This is a genomic window from Frigoribacterium sp. UYMn621, from assembly GCF_040549525.1.
Taxonomy (GTDB): Bacteria; Actinomycetota; Actinomycetes; order Actinomycetales; family Microbacteriaceae; genus Lacisediminihabitans.
In genome coordinates this window covers 1-19590 of sequence record NZ_JBEPTM010000012.1, presented here as the reverse complement: position 1 = coordinate 19590, position 19590 = coordinate 1, and the positions used below count along the sequence as shown (strand labels likewise).

The following is a 19590-nucleotide window of genomic DNA, read 5'->3' as shown; positions in this document are numbered from 1 at the left end:
AACGACATCACAAAGGACACATCTCATGAGCCAGCTCCGCGGCGCACCGCGCCAATACTGGGTCGCTCTTCGCGCCATGGTGGTCTTCACCATCGCCCTGGGCATCATCTACCCGCTCGTCATCACGGTGGTCGGCCTGGTGGCTCCATCGCAGGCGAACGGCTCGCTCGCCTCGGTAGACGGCAAGACCGTTGGATCGAGTCTGATCGGCCAGTCCTTCACCGACAAGAAGGGCAACGCGCTCCCGCAGTGGTTCCAGTCCCGCCCATCGGCGGCCGGGGAAGGCTATGACGGCGGGTCCTCCGGCGCCACCAACCAGGGCACCGAGAGTGAGACACTGATCACGGCGATCACGGAGCGGAAGGCAGCCATTGCGAAGAGCGACGGGGTGGATCCGGCGTCGATCCCGGCTGACGCTCTCACGGCCTCAGCGTCGGGACTCGACCCGCACATCAGCCCCGCCTATGCCCGCGAGCAGATCTCACGGGTGGCCACGGCACGCAACCTCTCCGAAGCCCAGGTCACGAGACTCGTCGACGCTGCGGTCACCGGCCGCGTGCTCGGCTACATCGGCGAACCGACGGTCAACGTGCTCGAGCTCAACATCGCTCTCGCCAAGCTCGACCCGAGCAACTGAGGCGGTCGGCTGAATGACCCGAGGCATCCTGCAGGTCTATCTCGGCGCGGCTCCCGGAGTCGGCAAGACCTTCAGCATGCTCGAGGAGGGCCGGCGACTCCTCGACGCCGACCTCGATGTGGTCGTCGGACTCGTCGAGACGCACGGCCGAGCCGAGACCGCCCGGCTCACCGAGGGTCTCGAGCTGTTCCCGCGTCGCAGTGTCGGACATCGCGGGGTGACCCTCGACGAACTCGACCTCGACGGCCTCATCGCCCGCCACCCGGACTGGGCTCTCGTCGATGAACTCGCGCACACCAATGCCCCCGGCAGCGCGCACGAGAAGCGCTGGCAGGACGTCGAAGACCTCCTGGATGCCGGCATCAACGTGATCTCGACGGTGAACATCCAGCACATCGAGTCGCTCAACGACGTCGTGCAGTCCATCACCGGGGTGACCCAGCGCGAGACGATTCCCGACTCCGTGCTGCGATCCGCCGACCAGATCGAGGTGGTGGACCTCACGCCGGAGGCGCTGCGCACCCGACTCGCTGGCGGTCACATCTATCCCGCCGGCACCATCGACGCGGCTCTCAGCAACTATTTCCGCCTCGGCAACCTCACCGCACTGCGCGAACTCGCCCTCCTCTGGTTGGCTGACGAGGTGGATGTCGCGCTCCAGGCCTACCGCAACGAGCACGGCATCCGTGGCAAGTGGGAGGCCCGGGAGCGGGTCGTCGTCGCCCTGCCCGGTGGCACGGAGGGAGAGACCCTCATCCGCCGGGGTGCTCGCATAGCGGCCCGAACAAGCGGAGGGCAGCTGCTGGCCGTCCACGTCTCGAGCTCTGACGGTCTCGCGGAGTCTGATCCCGGGGCTCTCGACACCCAACGCTCCCTCGTCGAACGCCTTGGCGGCACCTATCACCAGGTGATCGGTGACAACACCCCCACGGCTCTCGTGGACTTCGCCCGCGGCGTCAACGCCACCCAGCTCGTCATCGGCGTGAGCCGCCGAAGCCGCCTCACCACCTTCCTCACGGGGCAGGGAATCGGTCAGACCGTCATCCGGGCATCCGGTGACATCGATGTGCACATCGTTTCCCACGCCTCAGCCGGCACTCTGCAGCTGCCGACCACTGGTGGCGCGCTCACGGTGCGCCGCCGAGCCGTTGGCTTCGCCCTCGCCCTGATCGGGCTCCCCCTGCTCACCTGGATCCTCAGCGGGTTCCGAAGTAGCGAGTCCCTCCCCAGCGATGTGCTGGCATTCCAGCTGCTCGTGGTGGTAGTGGCGCTCATCGGCGGCATCTGGCCCGCCGTCACGGCGGCGGTGATCGCGGGGCTGCTGCTGGACTTCTTCTTCGTCAACCCGCTCTACACCGTCACAATCGCCGACCCCCTGCACCTTCTCGCCCTGGTGATCTTCCTGGTGATTGCGGTGCTGGTCAGCCTGGTCGTCGACCAGGCCGCCAGCCGCAGCCGGTCAGCGAAACGCTCGGCGGCCGAGGCCGAGACGCTCGCCACCGTCGCCGGCAGCATCATCCGCGGAGAGAATGCCGTCGAAGCCCTGGCCAACCGCATGCTCGAGATCTTCGGCATGGCGAGCGTGATCGTGAGCTACGACGGCGAGCGACTCTTCGAGGCCGGAGCGTCGACCGCCACCGGTGACGAGAAACGCACGGTCGTCGAGCTCGGCGACAACGGCAGCGTCGTGCTCACCGGGCGCGACCTGCAGGCCTCGGACCGGCGCATCCTCAACGCCTTCGTCTCACAGATCGAGGCCGCGCTGGTGCAGCAGGAACTGCGCACCGCGGCCAGCGGCATCCGCCCGCTCGAGGAGGCCGACCGCCTGCGCACGGCGCTGCTCGCGGCAGTCGGCCACGACCTGCGCACCCCTCTCTCCTCGGCGACCGCGGCGGTGTCGAGCCTTCGGAGCACGGATGTCTCGTGGAGCGACCGTGATCGGGAGGACCTGCTGCAGACCGCAGAGGTGTCCCTCCACCGCCTCGCCGACCTCGTCAACGACCTGCTCGACGCCAGCAGGCTCCAGGCCGGAGTGCTGCCGATTTCCCTGGGGAGGGTGGGCCTCGACGAGATCGTACCCCTCGCCCTCGACGAGCTGAAGGTGCCACTCGACCGGGTGAAGGTGGATGTCTCTGCCGAACTTCCCGAGGCCTTCTGCGACGCGGTGCTTCTGCAGCGCGTGATCGTCAACCTCGTCGCGAATGCCGTGCGCTACTCCCCCGCCGACGCTCCACTCTTCATCACGGCCAGCAGTTTCGGGGAGCGGCTCGAACTGCGCGTGATCGACCGGGGTCCCGGCATCCCGCCGGCGAAACTGGCCGAAGCCTTCCAGCCGTTCCAGAGACTGGGAGACACGGACAACACCACCGGAGTCGGGCTCGGGCTCGCGCTCTCCAATGGATTCATGGAGGCGATGGGAGGCAGCCTCGAGGCAGAGGATACCCCCGGCGGCGGGCTCACCATGGTCGTGACGTTGCCGACGAGTGGGCCGCTCCCGGCCCCGGAGCCCTCGAACGAAGTTCCGCTGAGGCGGGAGTCGTGATGCGCATCCTGGTGGTGGACGACGATGCCCAGATCCTCAAAGCGCTGCGCATCAACCTCGCGGCTCGCGGCTACGAGGTATTCCTCGCCCAGTCGGGACCGGATGCCCTCGACGTCGCTGCCCGCGTCAAGCCCGAGCTGGTGGTGCTCGATCTCGGACTGCCCGGCTTCAGCGGCATTCGGGTGATCGAGGGCTTGCGCGGCTGGACGGAGGTTCCGATCCTCGTCGTGAGCGGACGCACGGATTCCGCCGACAAGGTCGACGCGCTCGATGCGGGGGCGGATGACTACGTCACGAAGCCGTTCGCGATCGACGAGTTGCTCGCCCGCATCCGAGCCCTCAGTCGACGCTCGCCGGCCGAGCCGGAGCAGCCGGTGGTGACCTTCGGCGACGTGACGGTTGACCTCGCCGCGCATGCCGTATCGAAAGCCGGCTCCGGGCCGGTGAAACTGACCCCGACCGAGTGGCACATTCTCGAAGTCCTGGTGCGCAACCCGGATCGCCTGGTGACGAAACACTTGCTCTTGACCACGGTGTGGGGTCCGGCCTACGAGAAAGAGGATGGCTACCTTCGGCTCTACCTCGGGCAACTCCGCAAGAAACTGGAGCCGGAGCCCTCGCGTCCGAGGTATCTGCTCACGGAGCCCGGAATGGGCTACCGGTTCGCGCCCGGAGCCTAGCCGTCTCGGTCAGGGGCCGGGCAGCACCGCCTGTGCGCCGTCGCAACCTCGACAAGCCGTGCGACTGCGACCGAGTCGCTCTTCACTCCGCGGTGAACTGCCACATCGCTGTGACCGTCCTGTCCGCTGGAATCCGACGCCCCGTGCCTGAGCGTTGCCGAGAACTGGTTCGCGCCACTGCTGGTCGAACTCGACTGCAGATGGTTTCCGCGCATGACCTCTCGCGCGCCACATCCTGTGCTGTGCGCCTGCTCTCGGCACACAGCGCCACGCAAGGAGTTCACGCTCACGGCGCGCGCACGCGCCCGCCCCTCCTTGCCCGCCGCGAGGGATCCACCCAGGGTGGCGGAATGAAGTAACGAATCCACTCTCGAACGTCTATCTCCCATCCGTCGTGGTGCACCCGGTGGTGATGGAACGGACAGAGCAGTACCCCGTTGTCGAGATTCGACTGTCCGCCCCGGGTCCACCAGAGGACATGGTGTGCCTCGGCATACGACGGTGGACACGGACAGCCGCCGACCGCACACCCTCGTCTCGCTCCGCGAGAGCGATCTTCTGGGCACGAGTGAAGAGTCGTTTGGCACGTCCTAGATCGAGGACCTCGCTCTCTTGGCCCAGTGCAAGGGGGATGATCTCGGCCTCGGCGGCAAGACGCCGTGCGGAGAATTGCAGGTGGCCGCGTGATGGAACACCTGCTGGGCCGCATCCGATCGCAGCTGGGGCAGGATCCGGTCGTCGGGCATCGCGACGGGTTCTCGTGCCTGACGGAGCTGGTTGCTCACGATCGCGTCGATGCCCGCCTCGACGAGACCACCGACCTCCGGCGGCATGAGCCAGTCGAGCCTCATCATGCCATCCGGGGTCGTGAAGATTGTCAGGGCTCGACAGGTGCGGTGATGTTCATCCCGTGGTTCGGCTCCGTCCTGGTCCAGCCGGTCACGCATCTGCCTCGCGAGTACCTGCACCTCCCGAACAGTGAATCCCTCACAGAGTTCGACAAGGGTCTTCTCCGCGACAAGACGGCTCTCGACGGAGCGCGCCCGCGCCGCGGAATCCAGCTCGCGGACGATAACCGCTGCCGAATCCAACCCGATCCCGAGCTCCTCCACCGCTCGCGCAACGAACGGGAAGCGCGCGGGAAGCGGAGAGCCGTCGAGCGCCGATCCCTGCCGCGTCGCCAGTCCGACTGCGCACAGACGGATCGCCTCACCGACCGTGATGTGCCAGATCTCCGCAAGAAATCCGCCCGGCTTCGAGAAACCGGCACGCTGAGCGATTCCATCCGCACCGAGCGTCTCGCGAGACCGGTGCGCCAACTCTCCGGCGGCTCGGATGCGTCTGGCATCCAGCACACGCTGCTCCTCACGGAGGGCCGTGACAGACTCGATCACCTCACTGTCCGTGAGGGGGGTGAGCCGTGCGAGGGTTTCCATGACCCTACTCTCCACCGCACCACCCACATTCGAATGTGGCTGCTGACCTGAATTTTACTTAGTGGGCGGGCGATCCAACCCCTGACCTGGGGAGGAGTAGACCCGCGCATTCGAGCCCGAAAGTGATGCGCCGAGCACACCGCGCAAGCGCCAGAATGGAGCAATGCATTCCCGTCACGTGAGCATCGGCATCCACCATGCTCGAGCAGGGGCTCACGAGTTCGCCGTCGGCTCCGCGAATCCGACGGCTCCGCTGGAGCGCCGGTGAGCCCGGAAAATAGGACTGTGGCCCACACCCCCACAGACCTGCTGCCCCTGGTCGACCACCTCCACTCCCGGCTGAGCGTGACCGGGATGCGACAAATCATCGGTATCGCCGGCACACCCGGAACGGGCAAGTCCACGCTCGCCCGGCGCCTTGCGGAGAGCCTCGGCGCGGCGCGCTGCGTCGTCGTGCCGATGGACGGCTTTCACCTGGCCACCACCATCATCGAGGGCACTCCCCTTCGCGATCGCCGGGGAGCGATCGATACCTTCGATGTCGGCGGCTACCTCTCGCTTCTCCATCGCCTTCGCGATCGTGACGAGCCCGTGGTCTATGCGCCCACCTACCGACGCGGTCTCGAAGAGCCGATCGCCGCGTCGATCGCCGTTCCGCGCGACATCGACATCGTGATCACCGAGGGCAACTACCTCCTCTCGGCAGAGCCGGGTTGGCGAAGCATCCGGCACCTGGTCGACGAGATCTGGTTCGTCAGTACGCCGAGGGAGCTCCGGATGGCGCGACTCATCGAGCGACACGTCGCCTCCGGCATGACCCGAGAGGCGGCCACGGCCTGGGCGACGGGCCCGGATGAGGCCAACGCGCTCGCCATCGAGTTGACCCGGCACCTCGCCGACCGCCAGATCGAGGGAACCTAGCTCGGACGACGGGTGGTGAATGGGCCGGCTATTACGCCGGGTTCTGTCCCGACACATCCGAAAACGTGTCATCGACGGCCATCTATCTACGATGTACGTTGCCGCACACCTCTAGCGGTCTACCCGGAAACTGGACGAGCCGCCCGTAACGCTTCCTGTTCGACCTTGCTCCGGGCGAGGTTTACCTAGCCGACCCGATCACGCGGGCCGCTGGTGGTCTCTTACACCACCGTTTCACCCTTACCGCCTGGTCGAAACCAGGTGGCGGTCTGCTTTCTGTTGCACTTTCTCGCGGGTTGCCCCGGGTGGGAATTACCCACCGCCCTGCTCTGTGGAGCCCGGACGTTCCTCGGTATCCCCGAGGGGATAACGCGACCGTCTTGCCGACCCATTCGAATGGACAGCCTAGCCGAGTGGGGCTAGAGCCCGGACTCCCCCGTGCGAACGAGGATGGCGCTGCTCTCGGGGCAGATCAATACGTCGTCCGGAGCGGCGGCACGGATCGCCGCCATGTCGAACTCATTGAGCTTGAGGCCGCTCGCCTCCGATACGCCGCCGCGGAGCAGCGATGCGCCCTGGCCATACCGGGCACGCTGGCGCTCATAGAGCGCAAGGAGCTCTTCGGGCACTGTGCCCGCGATCGTCGAGCGATTGGCTGCGGCATGAGTGCGTTCGCTGGTGAGGGCACCGAGTGCCTCGTCCTTCTCGGTCGCCACTCCCGCGATCGTGGCCTGGAGCGCGTCGTGCCTGGCTCGGAGCTCCCGCATGGCGGCTTCGAGACCATCGACACGCTCCATCACCCCGAGTTCGATCTCCTCGAGTTCGAGCTGGCGGCGCGTGAGGCCGGCGAGTTCGCTCTCGAGACCGGCGACATCCTTGACCGATGAGGATGCCTGAAGGCGCTCGGTATCGCGCTTGATCCGTGCTTCGACCACCGCGACGTCGGATTCGATGCGCCCGAGCTCACGCTGGGCGTCCTCCAGCGCACCGGTCGCGCTGAGGGTCTCGACCCGCAGCGCCGTCGACTCGCTCTCCAGCCCCGCGATCACGGCGAGTTGCGGCAGCTTCTTCGCCCGGTGATCGAGCTGCTGGATGCGCGTATCGAGAGCCTGCAATTCGAGCAGGTGGGCCTGGTCGTTCGGGCTGGCCTTCAGTGCCATGGGTGCCTCATTCGGTTGGTCATTGGACGATCGTGAAATCCCAGGGGTCCGTGCGAAGGTCGCTCACGGTGACCGTGACGCCGGCAAGCGCGGCGCGCAACTCCGCGGCGGCGACATCCAGCCAGAGCCATTCGCTCGCCCAGTGCGAGACGTCGACCAGCGCGGGCCCGGCATCGACCCTGGCGTTCTCGCGCGACTCTGACGCGGGATGATGCCGCAGGTCCGAGGTGATGTAGACATCGGATGCGAGCACCGCAGCCTCACCGAGAAGCGAGTCCCCCGCCCCGCCGCAGAGGGCTACCGTCTCGATCACGCGATCGTAGTCTCCCGAGACGCGGATGCCCGATGCGGTCGCGGGCAGGATCTCCGCGAGCTTGCGGGCCAGTCGGCCGAGCGTGGTCGGTTCCGGGAGACGACCGACCCGTCCGATGCCACGGGATGCTGTGGCTCCGGCAGTGATCGGGAGTGCATCGAGAAGGCCGAGATGGGAGGCCAGGACGGCGGAGGTGCCGCTTTCGACGACATCCGCGTTGGTGTGAGCCGCGACCAGCGCACACCCACCGCGGATCAGCCGGGCGAGCACGACCCCCTTGTACCTGTCCTCTGCGACGGAGGTCACCCCGCGCAACAGGAGAGGATGATGCACAAGCAGCAGATCGGCGCCGGCGGCGACGGCCTCGTCGGCCACGTCCGGCACCGCGTCGATGGCGAGGTGGATCGCGGTGACAACCGCGCGTGGATCACCCGACAGCAGCCCGGGAGCGTCCCAGGCTTCCGCCCCGGCGATCGGCCAGAGGCGTTCGACGACGGCGCAGACATCCGCCACGGTCACAGTTGCCGTGTCGGCATCGGCGGAGTGAGGCATCCGCCCATTGTAGTTTCGGAGCGGGCCGTCGGTTGCGCCACGCGATCAGGGCCGCGAGGCCTGATGCAGCTCCTGGCGACGGATGGTGGAGATACCGGCCACCAAGGGGGTGAGCACGCCGAGCGCCAGCGACACGAGCACGCCCGCATCCGTCGAGCCGAGAGCACTCGACAGGGGAACCCCGGCCGCGCGGAAGAGGTAGCCCTCCCAGCCGAGACCGGGCAGCGAGGCCGAGGTGAATCCCCATCCGATGACGGATGCGACCACCAGCATCGAGAAGTTCAGCCAGTTCACGTCGCGGTAGATTCCGCCGCGGGCCAGGAGTGACTTCGTGTCGAAACGCCGACGGCGCAGGATCATCTCGGCCGAGAAGATACCCGCCCAGGCGGCGACCGGCACGGCGAGCGTGGTGGCGAGATCGCGGAACACGGTCACGACATTGCTCACGGTGAAGCCGAGGGCGATCGCGACGGCGAACACCAGTACTCCCACGATCACGGTCGCCCAGCTCCTGGTGACCTTCAGTCCGAGAGCCCCGAGAGCGAAACCTCCGGAGTAGATGCTCAGGATGACCCCCGACAGCAGGCTGAGCGAGGTGGCCGCGATCAGCGGCAGCGGATACCAGCTCGGCAGGAGGCTCGCGATGGTGTCTATCGGACTGCTGCCGAGGCCCTTCGCGATCGCGGGATCGGACGCCGCGAGGATCGCTCCGTAGGCGATCAGCAGGAAGGAGGGAATCGTCGTACCGAAGGATGCCCAGAGCATCGACGATCCACCGGATGAACTGGGGCGCTGGTACCGGGCGAGGTCTCCGCTGCTGTTGGCCCAGACCAGCCCGACGAAACTGAACACCAGCACGATACCGGTCACGACGAGGATCACGGGCCCGTCCCCCACGGTGAGCGCAGCAGAGATGTCGACGGCCGGCCAGGTGATGACGAGGAGCGCGACGATGAGCACTGCAGAGAGGATGCCGAGCACCAGCTGGATGCGCGCGAACAGCGCGTAGCCGAAGAACGCGACGATGAGGGCGAGGAGGAATCCCGCGGCCATCACGATCACCATCAGCTGCAACTCGGTGAGGACACCGGCGAAGCCGGAGCGCACGAGGATGCGTGCGGTGGCTGCCGCGATGATCCAGAGGAGTACCGCACCCCAGAACAGGCGACTCAGCAGTGCGATCGTGGCCGGAAGGATGTTGCCGAGGTGGCCGAATGTCGCCCGCGAGACCACCATCACCGGCTGTCCGCTCCACTTGCCGGCGAGCGTACCGAGGCCGAGCGGCAGGAACGAGATGGCCACCCCGATGAAGGCGGCGACCACAGCCTGGCGAAGGCTCATGCCGAGGGAGAAGATCGCCGCGCCGAAGGCGAGACTGATCACGGAGGAGTTCGCGGCGAACCAGAGCCAGAAGAGTCGCGATGCTCGACCAACGCGCTGGTCGAGCGGCGTCGGCTGCGATCCGCTGGCCTCCGGGATGAACACCCGCGCATCCACCGTCTGCCGCTCGATGACCGCAACGGCGGCGGATTGAAGGAAGGGATTCATCGTGCCCGGCGCACGGAGGCCGTCGTCACCGGGCATTTCGGTCACGGGAGCCGCCTGCGCCCCGACCGGATCCGCTGATTCCGGCGCGAATCGCGAGGGCAACCCGGCCGGGGTCTGGGCGGAGGGAATGGCCGCATTCGGCGCGAAACCGGGAGGGATGACCGTGGGCACTGCCGTGTAGGGCTGCGGCTCGATGAGCTCGTAGACGGGGGGCTCGGCCGCGGCCGAAACGTCAGGCGCGGCGGTTGCCGCTTCCGGCGCGACAGTCGCAACGGGTGATGTGTCGCCGAAATCAGGATCGGGATCAGGCGCGGCCGGCGCCCGGGAAAAATCCGGCGCAGACGGCGCCTCCGGCACCGGAACCGTGTCATCGTTCACGACGGCCGGCCCCGCCGGATCCGGCAAGGGCGCCGCATCCTGTGCGGGCACCCCATCCTGTGTGGGCTCGCTGTCCTGTGCGGGCTCGGATTCCCCCTCGGGCATCGGCGCCGCGGGAGCGAGCGGCGCTCGCCGGGCCGTCTCCTCCCGGGCGGATTCGGCCCGGGCCCGCGCGTGCTCCGCGTCACGAATCGAGCGACGCGTCGGAAGCGCGTCCACCGGGGGTGCGGGAGGGGCTGCGTCGACAGGGGGCGCCCCGGCCGGCGAGTCGAAGACGACCGGCTCGCCCGAGGGAGCCGGAAAATTCGACAGGTCGAGGGAAGCATGGGGCGTCATCGTCAGGGGGGCTGCGGGCTCGTTCACCGGCAATGGCCCCGGAACGGCCACCCGAAGTGGTTCGTCCTGTTCCCGTGGGGCGGCCGAGCCGGTGTACACCGCACGCGCCATGGGCGGCGGCCGCGGAGTGCTCACGGCCGGCGTCGTGGGGGGCGGCATGATTGTGATGCTCCCGGTCAGTCCGAGCCGCACCGCTTCCTCCGACATCGCCGCCGCGAGAGCGTCGTCGTCGTAGTGCTCGGAACCGTCGCTCGCCGCGGCCGGCTCGACCGGACTGTCGGGCTCGGCCGCCGCGCCGGCGAAGGCCTCAGTGTCCATGGCCAGTTTCCATGCCCAGAATGATACGGGTTCGGTGTCAATTGTCCGGATGACGGGCCGCAGACATCACGGTAACTCCCGCCAGGACGAGTGCGAGGCCGATCCAGCCGACGATCGCGAGGCGCTCCCCCACCACCACGACGGCGAGCAGCGTCGCCACAAGCGGCTCGAGCAGGGTGATGGTGGTGGCCGAGCTACTGCGGAGCGTCACGAGCGCGAACCCGAACAGCAGGTACGCCACGAGCATCGGGCCGATGGCGAGGTAGGCGGAGATTCCGACACTCAGTGCGCTGTCGACGATGGGCGCACCGGTGAGGATGAGCACCGGGAGCAGTCCGATGGAGCCGAGCCCGAACATCCCTCCCATGACTCCCCGGGAGGGCAATCCGAGACCGATGGCCCGGGAGGATGCGTAGGTGTACAGGGCATAGGCGCTGCCGGCGAGGAGGCCGAGCAGCACGCCCGAGAGGGGGTGTGCCGCGGCGTGGTCCCCCCGGGTAGAGCCGGCCGAAGCGAGCAGGGCGATGCCGGCCACTGCCGTCGCGGTGCACGCGATCCAGACCCGTCCCGGTCGACGTCGCTCCCAGAGCCACTCGAAGAATGCGGCGAACACCGGACCAGAGCCGAGCGCGACGACGTTGCCGATGGCGACCCCGGCCAGATTCATCGCCGCATAGAAGGCGAGTGGATAGACCACGACACCGATCGATCCGACGAGCAGCCACCGCAGGCTCGCCCGATCACGCACCGCGGAGACGGATGACCGCAGCGAGACGGCGAACAGCAGAACCCCGCCCACTCCCATCGTCGCCGAGCCGACAGCCACGGGGCTCACGTCGGCGGGGAGGAAACTCGCCACCGTGCCGGTGGTGCCCCAGAGAATGGACGCGAAGACCAGCGCGACGACGCCGGGATTCACCCGCGCCCGCGCCCCGCTCATACCCACGACAACACACTCTAGGGGCCGGCCGCGCCCCATCGTCTCGTCGAGCGCCGGCGCGCGACGCGGGAAACGCCTCGGAGGTGACGACCGGATGGTGTCGCTTGTCAACACCTTCCGCAATTGAATTCAGAATGGCGGCGACGTAGTAGCGTTCAATGCAGACTTGAGGACGACGATCCTCGATTCACCGTCACAACAGGAGAACCAGCGTGGGAAAATTGCTCTACGGCCAGACCATCGAGGTCGTCTTCGACGATCGCGTCCTTGCCCACCTTCAACTCGTCATCGGGCTCAAACTCCGTCGTGACGAGAGCTTCTTCTTCTCGTGGAGAGATGAGCAGAGCGTGGGCGACGGGCGCAGTGTGATCTGGCTCAACCCATCGATCCCGCTGGTCTTCCGCTACAGCGGTGGCCGCATGCCCAAGATCAACCGCGAGTGGCTCGAAGCCCTCACGATCTCCTCCAACAGCGCGCAGGGCCTCCAGCTCACCGAAGAAGTCGGTGCCCTCGGAAAGACCTCGGAAGAATAACCGGGCCCGGTCGGGACGACGACCCCAACACCGAAGCCACGGTCTCGAAGACTCCCCCGAGCGACGACCTCAGCTTCGAAGAGGCGATCGACGAGCAGGAAGACGCCGAGCCACCGAGGTAGCGTTCGCGGGCTTCGCGCCGGCGAGGACTTCAGGCGAGGTAGGAATGCAGATCCTCGCTGCGCAGGCGCTTGAGGCTGCGGGTCTCCAGCTGGCGTACGCGCTCCCGGGTGATGCCGTACAGCTCCCCCACCTCATCGAGCGTCAGGGCCTGCCGACCCTCGAGGCCGAACCGCAGGCGCAGCACCGTGGCATCTCGGGGCGGCAGCGCGTCCAGCTTGCGACGGATGTCGTCATGCCGAAGATCGAGCTCGACCGACTCGTGCGGTTCCGGAGTGTCGGTGTCTTCGATGAGGTCTCCGAGCTCGGTGGTGCCGTCGTCACCGATCGGGATGCCGAACGAGATGGTGTCGTGATCGGACTTCGCCAGCTTGATCACCTCGGCCACAGTCACCTGTGCGGTGTCGGCGACCTCTTCGATGGTCGGCGTGCGGCCGAGTTCGTTCATGAGGTCGCGGCGCACTCGATCCAGCTTGTCCATCTTCTCGACGGTGTGCACCGGAATGCGGATGATGCGGCTCGAGTCGGCGATGCCCCGCAGGATGGACTGGCGGATCCACCAGGTGGCGTAGGTGGAGAACTTGTTTCCGATCGCATAGTCGAACTTCTCCACGGCTCGCACCAGGCCGAGATTGCCCTCCTGGATGACATCCATGATCGGCAGCCCGCGGCCCGCGTACCGCTTGGCGATACTCACCACGAGGCGGAGATTTGCGCAGACGAACCGTTGGTACGCCGCGTCGCCGTCGCGGGAGAGCCACAGCAGTTCGCGCCGCGCTTTGCCATCGAATTCCGGATGCTGGGCGAGGCGTTCTCCGGCGAGGACACCCACCTCGATGCGACGGGCGAGACTCACCTCTTCGTCTGCGGTGAGGAGCTGCGCACGCCCGATGCGCTGAAGATAGTCGCGAAGAGGATCGATGGAAACCTGTGCCGCACCGCGGGGGGATTCGAGGGTGGACTCTTCGTTCTCATAGGCGCTGATCGACATGACGTGACCCCTTTATTGGTTACATTCAGCGTATGGGACAGCAGAATTTCGGGCCCAGGGCTTGACACTGACGGCCCGCAGGCGCTACTGATCGAGTGATCAGCTTCACCCGCCTTTCAGGCCGTCACGCAGGCCGCTCTGGTAGCCTCAACGCTGTTTCTCCGGGCACTTCCAGGTCGGTCCCGGTGAGGACGCCCTCTATGACCATTCCGCGCCAGCCTCCCTCTCGACGCGCCGCACTGCGGCCGCGCCGACCGTCGCGAGCACCCATGCGGTCGCGACTCTCCGTGGGAGCATCCCTTGGCGCGCTCTCGCTGATCGCCGTCTTCGCGATCGCGCCGCCAGCCACACCGGATGCGGCCGGCCAGCTCGCGGTCTACATCTCGGAACATCCGCAGACCCTTCGCGTCTCGGATCGCGTCTCACTGCAGGGTGGTTCCCGCGACGGCTATTCGGCCACAGCGGGAGTCGAATCCCTGGCGGCGAGCGGCACCAACTACTCCTGGGCGAAGCTCGTGATGCTTTCAGGAGGCTGGCCCCAATCCGAGGCGAATGTCACTGTGATGGTGCGCTGGATGCGCCAGGAGAACGGCACCGCAAGCTGGTGGAACCGCAACAACCCGCTGAACAACGGATACGGCTCCGGCGGTGGAAGCGGACTGGGAAGCTACGACACCCTGGTGACCGCCGCCCAGAAGGCTGCGCAGAACTTGCAGCGCAACCCATCATTCGCCACGATCGTCGCCGCTTTCGCCGTGTCCGCCCCGACCAACATCACCGAACAGGCGATCTGGGCCTCTCCCTGGGCCTCAAGCCACTACGGGAACGGATCGCGCTGGCACACCTCATCGGTGCCGGAGGTTGCGGCACCCGCCAGCGCCTGGTGAACTCCGCCGACGACGAAGGCCCCGGTCTCTCGACCGGGGCCTTCGTTCACAGCGGCGCGGCGATCAGGCCTCGCTCATCGCCGTCTTCTCGGCCTGGCCCTTTGCCGCGTAGTAGGCCGCGCGCGCCGCGATGCGACGGGACTGCTCGGCCTGGCCGGCATCCAGCACGTCCTGGGGCACCTCGACGTTGGGCACGCGGCTCACGCCGTTGTGCTTCTCGATGTAGGCGTCGAGCTCTGGGCCGGACTCCCACGACGTGATGAGGCAATAGCGGGGCTCGGTTCCGACGTGGGTAGCGGCGTGCCAGAGGCGCTGGGTGTCGATGATCAGCTGGGCTCCGGCGGGCAGCGCGATGCGGTACTCGACGCTCGGGTCGGTGCGGTTCTCGCGCAGCACGAAATAGCTGTCTTTGTCATCGGTGAGGTTGAAGAATCCGCGAACGACCCAGCCGGTGCCATCCGGGTTGAGACGGTTGTTGTCGTCCTGGTGCAGGTTATAGAGGGTGTCCGAGTACTCGTTCGGCTGCAGCTCGATCACGCGGCAGCGACCGACGTTCGCGCCCGGCTCCTGCGCGCGACGCACGAGATTCGGCGCCTTCTCGACCTGGGACGGGATCCAGACGCCGTCCTTGTCGGTGCGCGGCGGCTTGTGGTTCCAGAACCCGTTGACCTCGATTTCGCCCTCCGCGCTGGCGAGGGGGGCGAACTGGGTCTCCCCTGACGACTTCCAGTCGACGTACTCGATATCGCGCCACTCCTGCGGGTCGAGTTCTTGGTTATAGCGGTCGAGGACGACGTAGCCGGTCTCGTCGAGAGCGGCGGATTTGATGTAACCCATGATGCGAATCATGACCTTTCGTAAGGGGCCAGCACGTTTTAACAGGCCCAACTTAGGTAAGCCTAACATTCGACGCACGGTCAGCCCCGAGCCTCGCCGGGGTGCGAATAAACTGGTCGCAACCATGGGTACTGCCACGAATATCGAAGCCACCGCTGTCAATACGATCGCCTGGCTCTCCGCCGAGCACACCACGATCGTCGTACCGGTGTACCAACGCCAGTACCGCTGGGATATCGGCGCCTGCGAACAGTTGCTCACCGACATCCGAGCGGTGGCCGACTCCGACGATCGACACATGCATTTCATCGGGTCGATCCTGTCTTCGGCGAGCACAGAGGGCAACGCGGCCGAACTCGTGCTGATCGACGGCCAGCAGCGCATCACGACGCTCATGCTGCTGGTCGCGGCACTGCACCACAGCGTGCTGAACGACCCGACCCTCTCCGCGGACCCCTCGCTCGCCGCCGATCTCGAGAGAGTGCTCGTGCGGGACGCACAGCGGGAGCGCACCAAGCTCCGTCCGCATCGCGCCTGGGCCGAGACCTTCGAGAGCGTCGTCCTCGACCGGCGGCTGGAGGGTGCCGACCCTCGCGACTCCCGCTTCGACGACAACTACGCGTTCTTCCGCAGCCAGGTGCCCGCGGCCGAGGTCGAGCGCATCTGGAGCGGCCTGCAGCGCCTCGAACACGTCGCCATCACACTCGGGGAGAATGCCAACGCCCAACAGATCTTCGAGAGCCTCAACTCCACCGGCGAGCCCCTGCGTGATCACGAGCTGATCCACAATTACGTGTTGATGGGCCTGTCCCACTCGGAGCAGAGCGAGATCGAAGACTCGTTCTGGGTGCCGATCGAGCACAACACCGGCGATGCCATCGCCGGATTCTGGCGGCACTATCTGGTGATGACGACCGGGCGCGAGGTCGACACGACGGGCGGCCGCGGTGTCTATGACGCCTTCCGGCAGCGCTTCCCCCGCCTCGACCTCGATGCCCTTCGCGAGCACGCGGCGGAGTGGAGGGAGTACTCCGAGATCTACCGGATCCTGCTCCAACCGGCGCTGGCCGGCGATGCCGAGCTCACCCGCCAGCTCGAATTCACCAACACCTTCGGCCGCGGGATGTACCCGCTGGTCATGCGCGCGTACCGGGACCACCTGAACGGCGGGCCGGGCACGACCCTCGTGGCCACCCTCGAACTGGTGCAATCGCTCCTCCTTCGCCGCACGATCGTCGGTCTGGACAACGACAGGCTGGTCGGGCGGCTGTGTCGAGCCGGTGAGGCCGGTGCGGACGCTCTCGCCCGCGCCATCGCCCGGATCACCCCATCCGATGCCCGGGTTCGCGTGGCGCTCAAGTACGGAGACCTTCCGCACGCAGGCTACGTTCTCGCGCGACTGGCCGGTGGCGACGGCTCGCTCGACCTCGACGTCGATCACATCTTCCCGCTCGCTCCCGCCGACAGCTGGAGTGGAGACGGCATCCGCGAGTGGGCGGAATACAGCGATGACGAACAGAACAGCCATCGCGCTCTTGCGCAGACCCTCGGCAACCTCGCGTTGCTGGAGGCGCCGTTGGCGGAGCGGGCGCTGGACGCATCCTTCCCCGCAAAACGGCACCTGTTCGCGCGGAGCGCGATCCCCGAGACCCGCGCCCTCGCCGACCGTCAGGCCTGGGGAACGGCAGCCATCGGCGAGCGAACAGCGGGACTCACCGTCGATTTCCTCACCATCTGGGCTCGCCCGACGGCCGGAGGCATCGACGACGACGGCCTCACCCCGATCCTCGACGCACAAAGCCGTCGCGGATGGCCGCGCGGCTGGCAGCGTGAGTTCGAGTACGTGGAATACCGCGGAGAGCACTGGGAGGTCTATGACGTCAAGGCGCTCTTCAACCGCATCTTCAAGCGTCTCTGGGCGGATGCTCGGGCCGATGTCGTCGCCTTCAGCACCCGTCGCGGCGGCCCGATCTTCGATGCCCAGTCGTGGAACGGCCAGTGGGACGCGCTGGATGAGTCCAACTTCCTCTACATGGGCTGGGACTCGAAGTACATGCTCACCGCTGTTCAGGGGGTGCTCGAGGAGTCGGGCATCGCCTCCGAGGTGTTCGTCAAGTACTCCTACATCGGGGATGCGATGTGAGGAACGTCCTCGCGCTCGTTCTCGCTGTGTCGGTGTCACTGTCACTGCCGCTCTCGGTCGCCGTTCCGGCCCACGGAGCATCCCGCTCCGGGGGTGAGAAGCAGAGCACGCGCGGACTCGAGTACGTCGCACTGGGAGACTCCTTCTCATCGGGACTCGGCCTCCCGGACCCGGTGAGCAACTCGCCGTCGTTCTGCCACCGGTCCACCATCAACTTCCCCCACCGGGTTGCTCGAACGCTGGGATTGACGCTGAAGGACGCGACCTGCGCGGGCGCCACCACCTCGAACGTCATCTCGTCCCCGCTGAAGTACGGCACGGGCAGCTCGCCGCCCCAGAGCGGTTCGCTCAGCTCCCGAACAGCAGTGGTCACCATCACCATCGGAGGCAACGACCTCGGTTTCGTCGATGCGACCAAATCATGCGTCGCGCTCGGGCCCGAGGGGCCGCTGCTTCTCGCCAAGGCACCCGATTGTCGATCCCTCTTCGTCCGCGGCGGTTCCGATGAGCTGTCACAGCGGATCGATTCCGCGGTGGTGCACGGCACGGACGCCTCCCCGAACGGCCTGGTGAAGACCTTCGCGACCATCGCGAAGAAGGCGCCCCATGCGCGGGTCTTCGTCATCGGGTATCCGACGATCATGCCCGATCCCTCACACATCCCTGCCGGGGGCTGCTTCGACGCCAGACTCTCGGGCACCGATCTCGCGGATGCTCACGCCGTGAACATCTTCCCGTTCACCGACACCGACACGAAATACCTCAATTCCATCGAGCAGAAACTCGATGCCGCGACCGGTACGGCGGCCCGAGCCGCGGGTTTCACCTATATCTCACTGCTCCACAGCACCGCCGCAAACAGCGCTTGCGCTCCCGTGAAAAAGCGTTTCCTCAACGGCGTCTCCATCGATCGCAGTTCCTCGGGCTCGGTCGTCCTCCGAGCCGGTAGCCTCCATCCCGACGATCTCGGAACGGCCTTCCTCGCGGATACCGTCGCACCAGAGATCGCCGCGGCCTTCCCCGCGAAGACCTCGAGGGCTCCCCGCCCGGCAGCCTTCCCGTGGTCGCCGATCTGGATCGGCGCGGCCGGTGTGCTCGTTCTCTCGCTGCCACTCGTCGTGTTTTTGGGCCGACGCAGACGACGGCGCACCACGCCGATGCCCTGAGGGCATCCCGGGGGACGGCGACCTCGAAAGGTGCGCGCGACTTTATACGTGGGCCCTACCGGGCTCGAACCGATGACATCCACGGTGTGAACGTGGCGAGGTATGGAACGACCCAGACCGAACCAGACTGAACCGCTCTGGGTTTGTTGGAGACTCTTGACCTTGGAAACGAGGATGGAGTCATGGTGTCGAATCAAGGATCTGGGAAGCCGACGACGCGTCGGTATTCGCCGGAGGAGAAGGCTGCTGCGGTCCGGATGGTGAGGACGCTACGTGCGGAGCTGGGGACCGAGCACGGGACGGTCCAAAGGGTTGCGACCCAGCTCGGTTACGGGATCGAGTCGGTCAGGATGTGGGTCAAGCAGGCTGACGTCGACGACGGCAACGTCACGGGCGTGACTACGGTCGAAGCGCGGAAGCTGCGGGAGCTCGAGCAGGAGGTCCGTGAGTTGAAGCGGGCCAACAAAATTCTGAAGAGAGCAGCGTCTTTCTTCGGGGCGGAGCTCGACCGCCAACACCGGAAGTAGTCGCGTTCATCGACGCGAACAAGAACGACGTCTTCGAAGGTCGCCCCCTTTCGAGTCGAGCCCATCTGCAGCTTGTTGCAGGTGGCTCCGAGTACCTACTACGCCGCGAAGGGCCGCGCCCCGTCGGTGCGGGCGGTCAGCGACGCCACCCTCACCCCGGAACTGGTGACGCTCTGGGAGACGAACTACTCCGTTTACGGGGTCCGCAAGCTCTGGAAGGCCGCCCGGCGGGCCGGGCACGACATCGGCCGCGACCAGACCGGCCGGCTGATGCGACGCTCTGAACGCCGGAGGCAGAAACTGCGACGACTGCCAACAAAACGACAGCGATGAGTCTGCTTCGATCCCGAGAAAGGCGCCGTATCGCGCCGGGAATGCCTCGCCCTGTCATTCCGATGATGAGCTCATACCCATAAAAGGTGAGCTTAGCGCGCGGCTGAATATTCGCCCACTGTCAATCGTTCTCTTTGCATTCCTAAGCGACAGATCTCGCGGCCCAGGAGGCGAGAGCTCACTTTCTGCCGAATCTGCGGGTCACGTCCCGCTGAGTGGTGGAGTTTCTCAACACCGTGCGGGTCAGTTGTTTTAGTTTAGGCGGCGGCGAGTTCTGGGAGGATCACCGCCT

The 19590-nt window shown here is 66.6% G+C and carries 15 protein-coding genes, 1 tRNA gene, 1 other RNA gene and 1 pseudogene; 9 read left to right on the top strand and 9 right to left on the bottom strand.

Translation table 11 applies throughout. The features are described 5' to 3' along the window. The first annotated feature begins 25 nt into the window (after window positions 1–25). The 3 genes from kdpC to ABIB54_RS15205 are packed head-to-tail and all read left to right on the top strand — an operon-like array spanning window position 26 to window position 3859. Complete coding sequence (kdpC, locus tag ABIB54_RS15215; protein WP_354576361.1) at window positions 26–637, top strand: potassium-transporting ATPase subunit KdpC; 612 nt, start codon at window positions 26–28, stop codon at window positions 635–637. Window positions 638–650: 13 nt separating this feature from the next. Further along, the gene (locus tag ABIB54_RS15210) at window positions 651–3179 is read left to right on the top strand and encodes a DUF4118 domain-containing protein (protein WP_354576360.1); all 2529 of its coding nucleotides are present in this window, start codon (window positions 651–653) and stop codon (window positions 3177–3179) included. Further along, on the top strand, window positions 3179–3859 hold the full coding sequence (locus tag ABIB54_RS15205) for a response regulator (RefSeq protein ID WP_354576398.1): 681 nt from the start codon (window positions 3179–3181) through the stop codon (window positions 3857–3859). The genes ABIB54_RS15210 and ABIB54_RS15205 overlap by 1 nt, the downstream gene beginning before the upstream one ends. A gap of 590 nt (window positions 3860–4449) precedes the next feature. Here ABIB54_RS15205 and ABIB54_RS15200 read toward each other — a convergent pair. Continuing rightward, complete coding sequence (locus ABIB54_RS15200; RefSeq protein ID WP_354576359.1) at window positions 4450–5295, bottom strand: DUF222 domain-containing protein; 846 nt, start codon at window positions 5293–5295, stop codon at window positions 4450–4452. Window positions 5296–5580: 285 nt separating this feature from the next. Between ABIB54_RS15200 and ABIB54_RS15195 the strand changes: the two genes are divergently transcribed. After that, window positions 5581–6216, top strand: a complete 636-nt coding sequence (locus ABIB54_RS15195; protein WP_354576358.1) for a nucleoside/nucleotide kinase family protein — start codon at window positions 5581–5583, stop codon at window positions 6214–6216. Window positions 6217–6232: 16 nt separating this feature from the next. Here the strand turns inward: ABIB54_RS15195 and rnpB are convergent. The 5 genes from rnpB to ABIB54_RS15170 form a co-directional block, all read right to left on the bottom strand. Then, an RNA gene (gene rnpB / locus ABIB54_RS15190) (RNase P RNA component class A) lies at window positions 6233–6607 on the bottom strand. Window positions 6608–6635: 28 nt separating this feature from the next. Beyond that, on the bottom strand, window positions 6636–7376 hold the full coding sequence (locus tag ABIB54_RS15185; protein ID WP_354576357.1) for a zinc ribbon domain-containing protein: 741 nt from the start codon (window positions 7374–7376) through the stop codon (window positions 6636–6638). Between the two features lie 19 nt (window positions 7377–7395). Then, entirely contained in the window at window positions 7396–8241 is an 846-nt protein-coding gene (locus ABIB54_RS15180) for a Nif3-like dinuclear metal center hexameric protein (RefSeq protein ID WP_354576356.1), read from the bottom strand. Between the two features lie 45 nt (window positions 8242–8286). Beyond that, complete coding sequence (locus ABIB54_RS15175) at window positions 8287–10821, bottom strand: purine-cytosine permease family protein (RefSeq protein ID WP_354576355.1); 2535 nt, start codon at window positions 10819–10821, stop codon at window positions 8287–8289. A gap of 37 nt (window positions 10822–10858) precedes the next feature. After that, window positions 10859–11761 carry a DMT family transporter gene (locus tag ABIB54_RS15170; protein ID WP_354576397.1) on the bottom strand — a complete coding sequence of 301 codons (903 nt, stop codon included), beginning with the start codon at window positions 11759–11761 and terminating at the stop codon, window positions 10859–10861. A gap of 212 nt (window positions 11762–11973) precedes the next feature. On the opposite strand from ABIB54_RS15170, the gene ABIB54_RS15165 reads away from it, so the two are divergent. After that, window positions 11974–12294 (top strand): DUF7882 family protein, encoded by a 321-nt coding sequence (locus ABIB54_RS15165; protein WP_354576354.1) that lies wholly within the window; start codon window positions 11974–11976, stop codon window positions 12292–12294. Between the two features lie 151 nt (window positions 12295–12445). Here ABIB54_RS15165 and ABIB54_RS15160 read toward each other — a convergent pair whose 3' ends face one another. Beyond that, entirely contained in the window at window positions 12446–13405 is a 960-nt protein-coding gene (locus tag ABIB54_RS15160; RefSeq protein WP_354576353.1) for a sigma-70 family RNA polymerase sigma factor, read from the bottom strand. A gap of 200 nt (window positions 13406–13605) precedes the next feature. On the opposite strand from ABIB54_RS15160, the gene ABIB54_RS15155 reads away from it, so the two are divergent. Beyond that, entirely contained in the window at window positions 13606–14292 is a 687-nt protein-coding gene (locus ABIB54_RS15155) for a hypothetical protein (RefSeq protein ID WP_354576352.1), read from the top strand. 63 nt (window positions 14293–14355) lie between these two features. Here ABIB54_RS15155 and ABIB54_RS15150 read toward each other — a convergent pair whose 3' ends face one another. Next, entirely contained in the window at window positions 14356–15129 is a 774-nt protein-coding gene (locus tag ABIB54_RS15150; RefSeq protein ID WP_354576351.1) for a hypothetical protein, read from the bottom strand. Between the two features lie 124 nt (window positions 15130–15253). On the opposite strand from ABIB54_RS15150, the gene ABIB54_RS15145 reads away from it, so the two are divergent. Beyond that, complete coding sequence (locus ABIB54_RS15145) at window positions 15254–17272, top strand: DUF262 domain-containing protein (protein ID WP_354576350.1); 2019 nt, start codon at window positions 15254–15256, stop codon at window positions 17270–17272. Further along, entirely contained in the window at window positions 17269–18438 is a 1170-nt protein-coding gene (locus ABIB54_RS15140; RefSeq protein WP_354576349.1) for an SGNH/GDSL hydrolase family protein, read from the top strand. Before ABIB54_RS15145 ends, ABIB54_RS15140 begins: the two co-directional genes overlap by 4 nt. A gap of 49 nt (window positions 18439–18487) precedes the next feature. Here ABIB54_RS15140 and ABIB54_RS15135 read toward each other — a convergent pair. Further along, window positions 18488–18577 (bottom strand) — tRNA-Val (locus tag ABIB54_RS15135). 43 nt (window positions 18578–18620) lie between these two features. On the opposite strand from ABIB54_RS15135, the pseudogene ABIB54_RS15130 reads away from it, so the two are divergent. Further along, window positions 18621–19241, top strand: a pseudogene (locus ABIB54_RS15130) (transposase); the annotation flags it as partial. Between the last annotated feature and the right edge of the window lie 349 nt (window positions 19242–19590).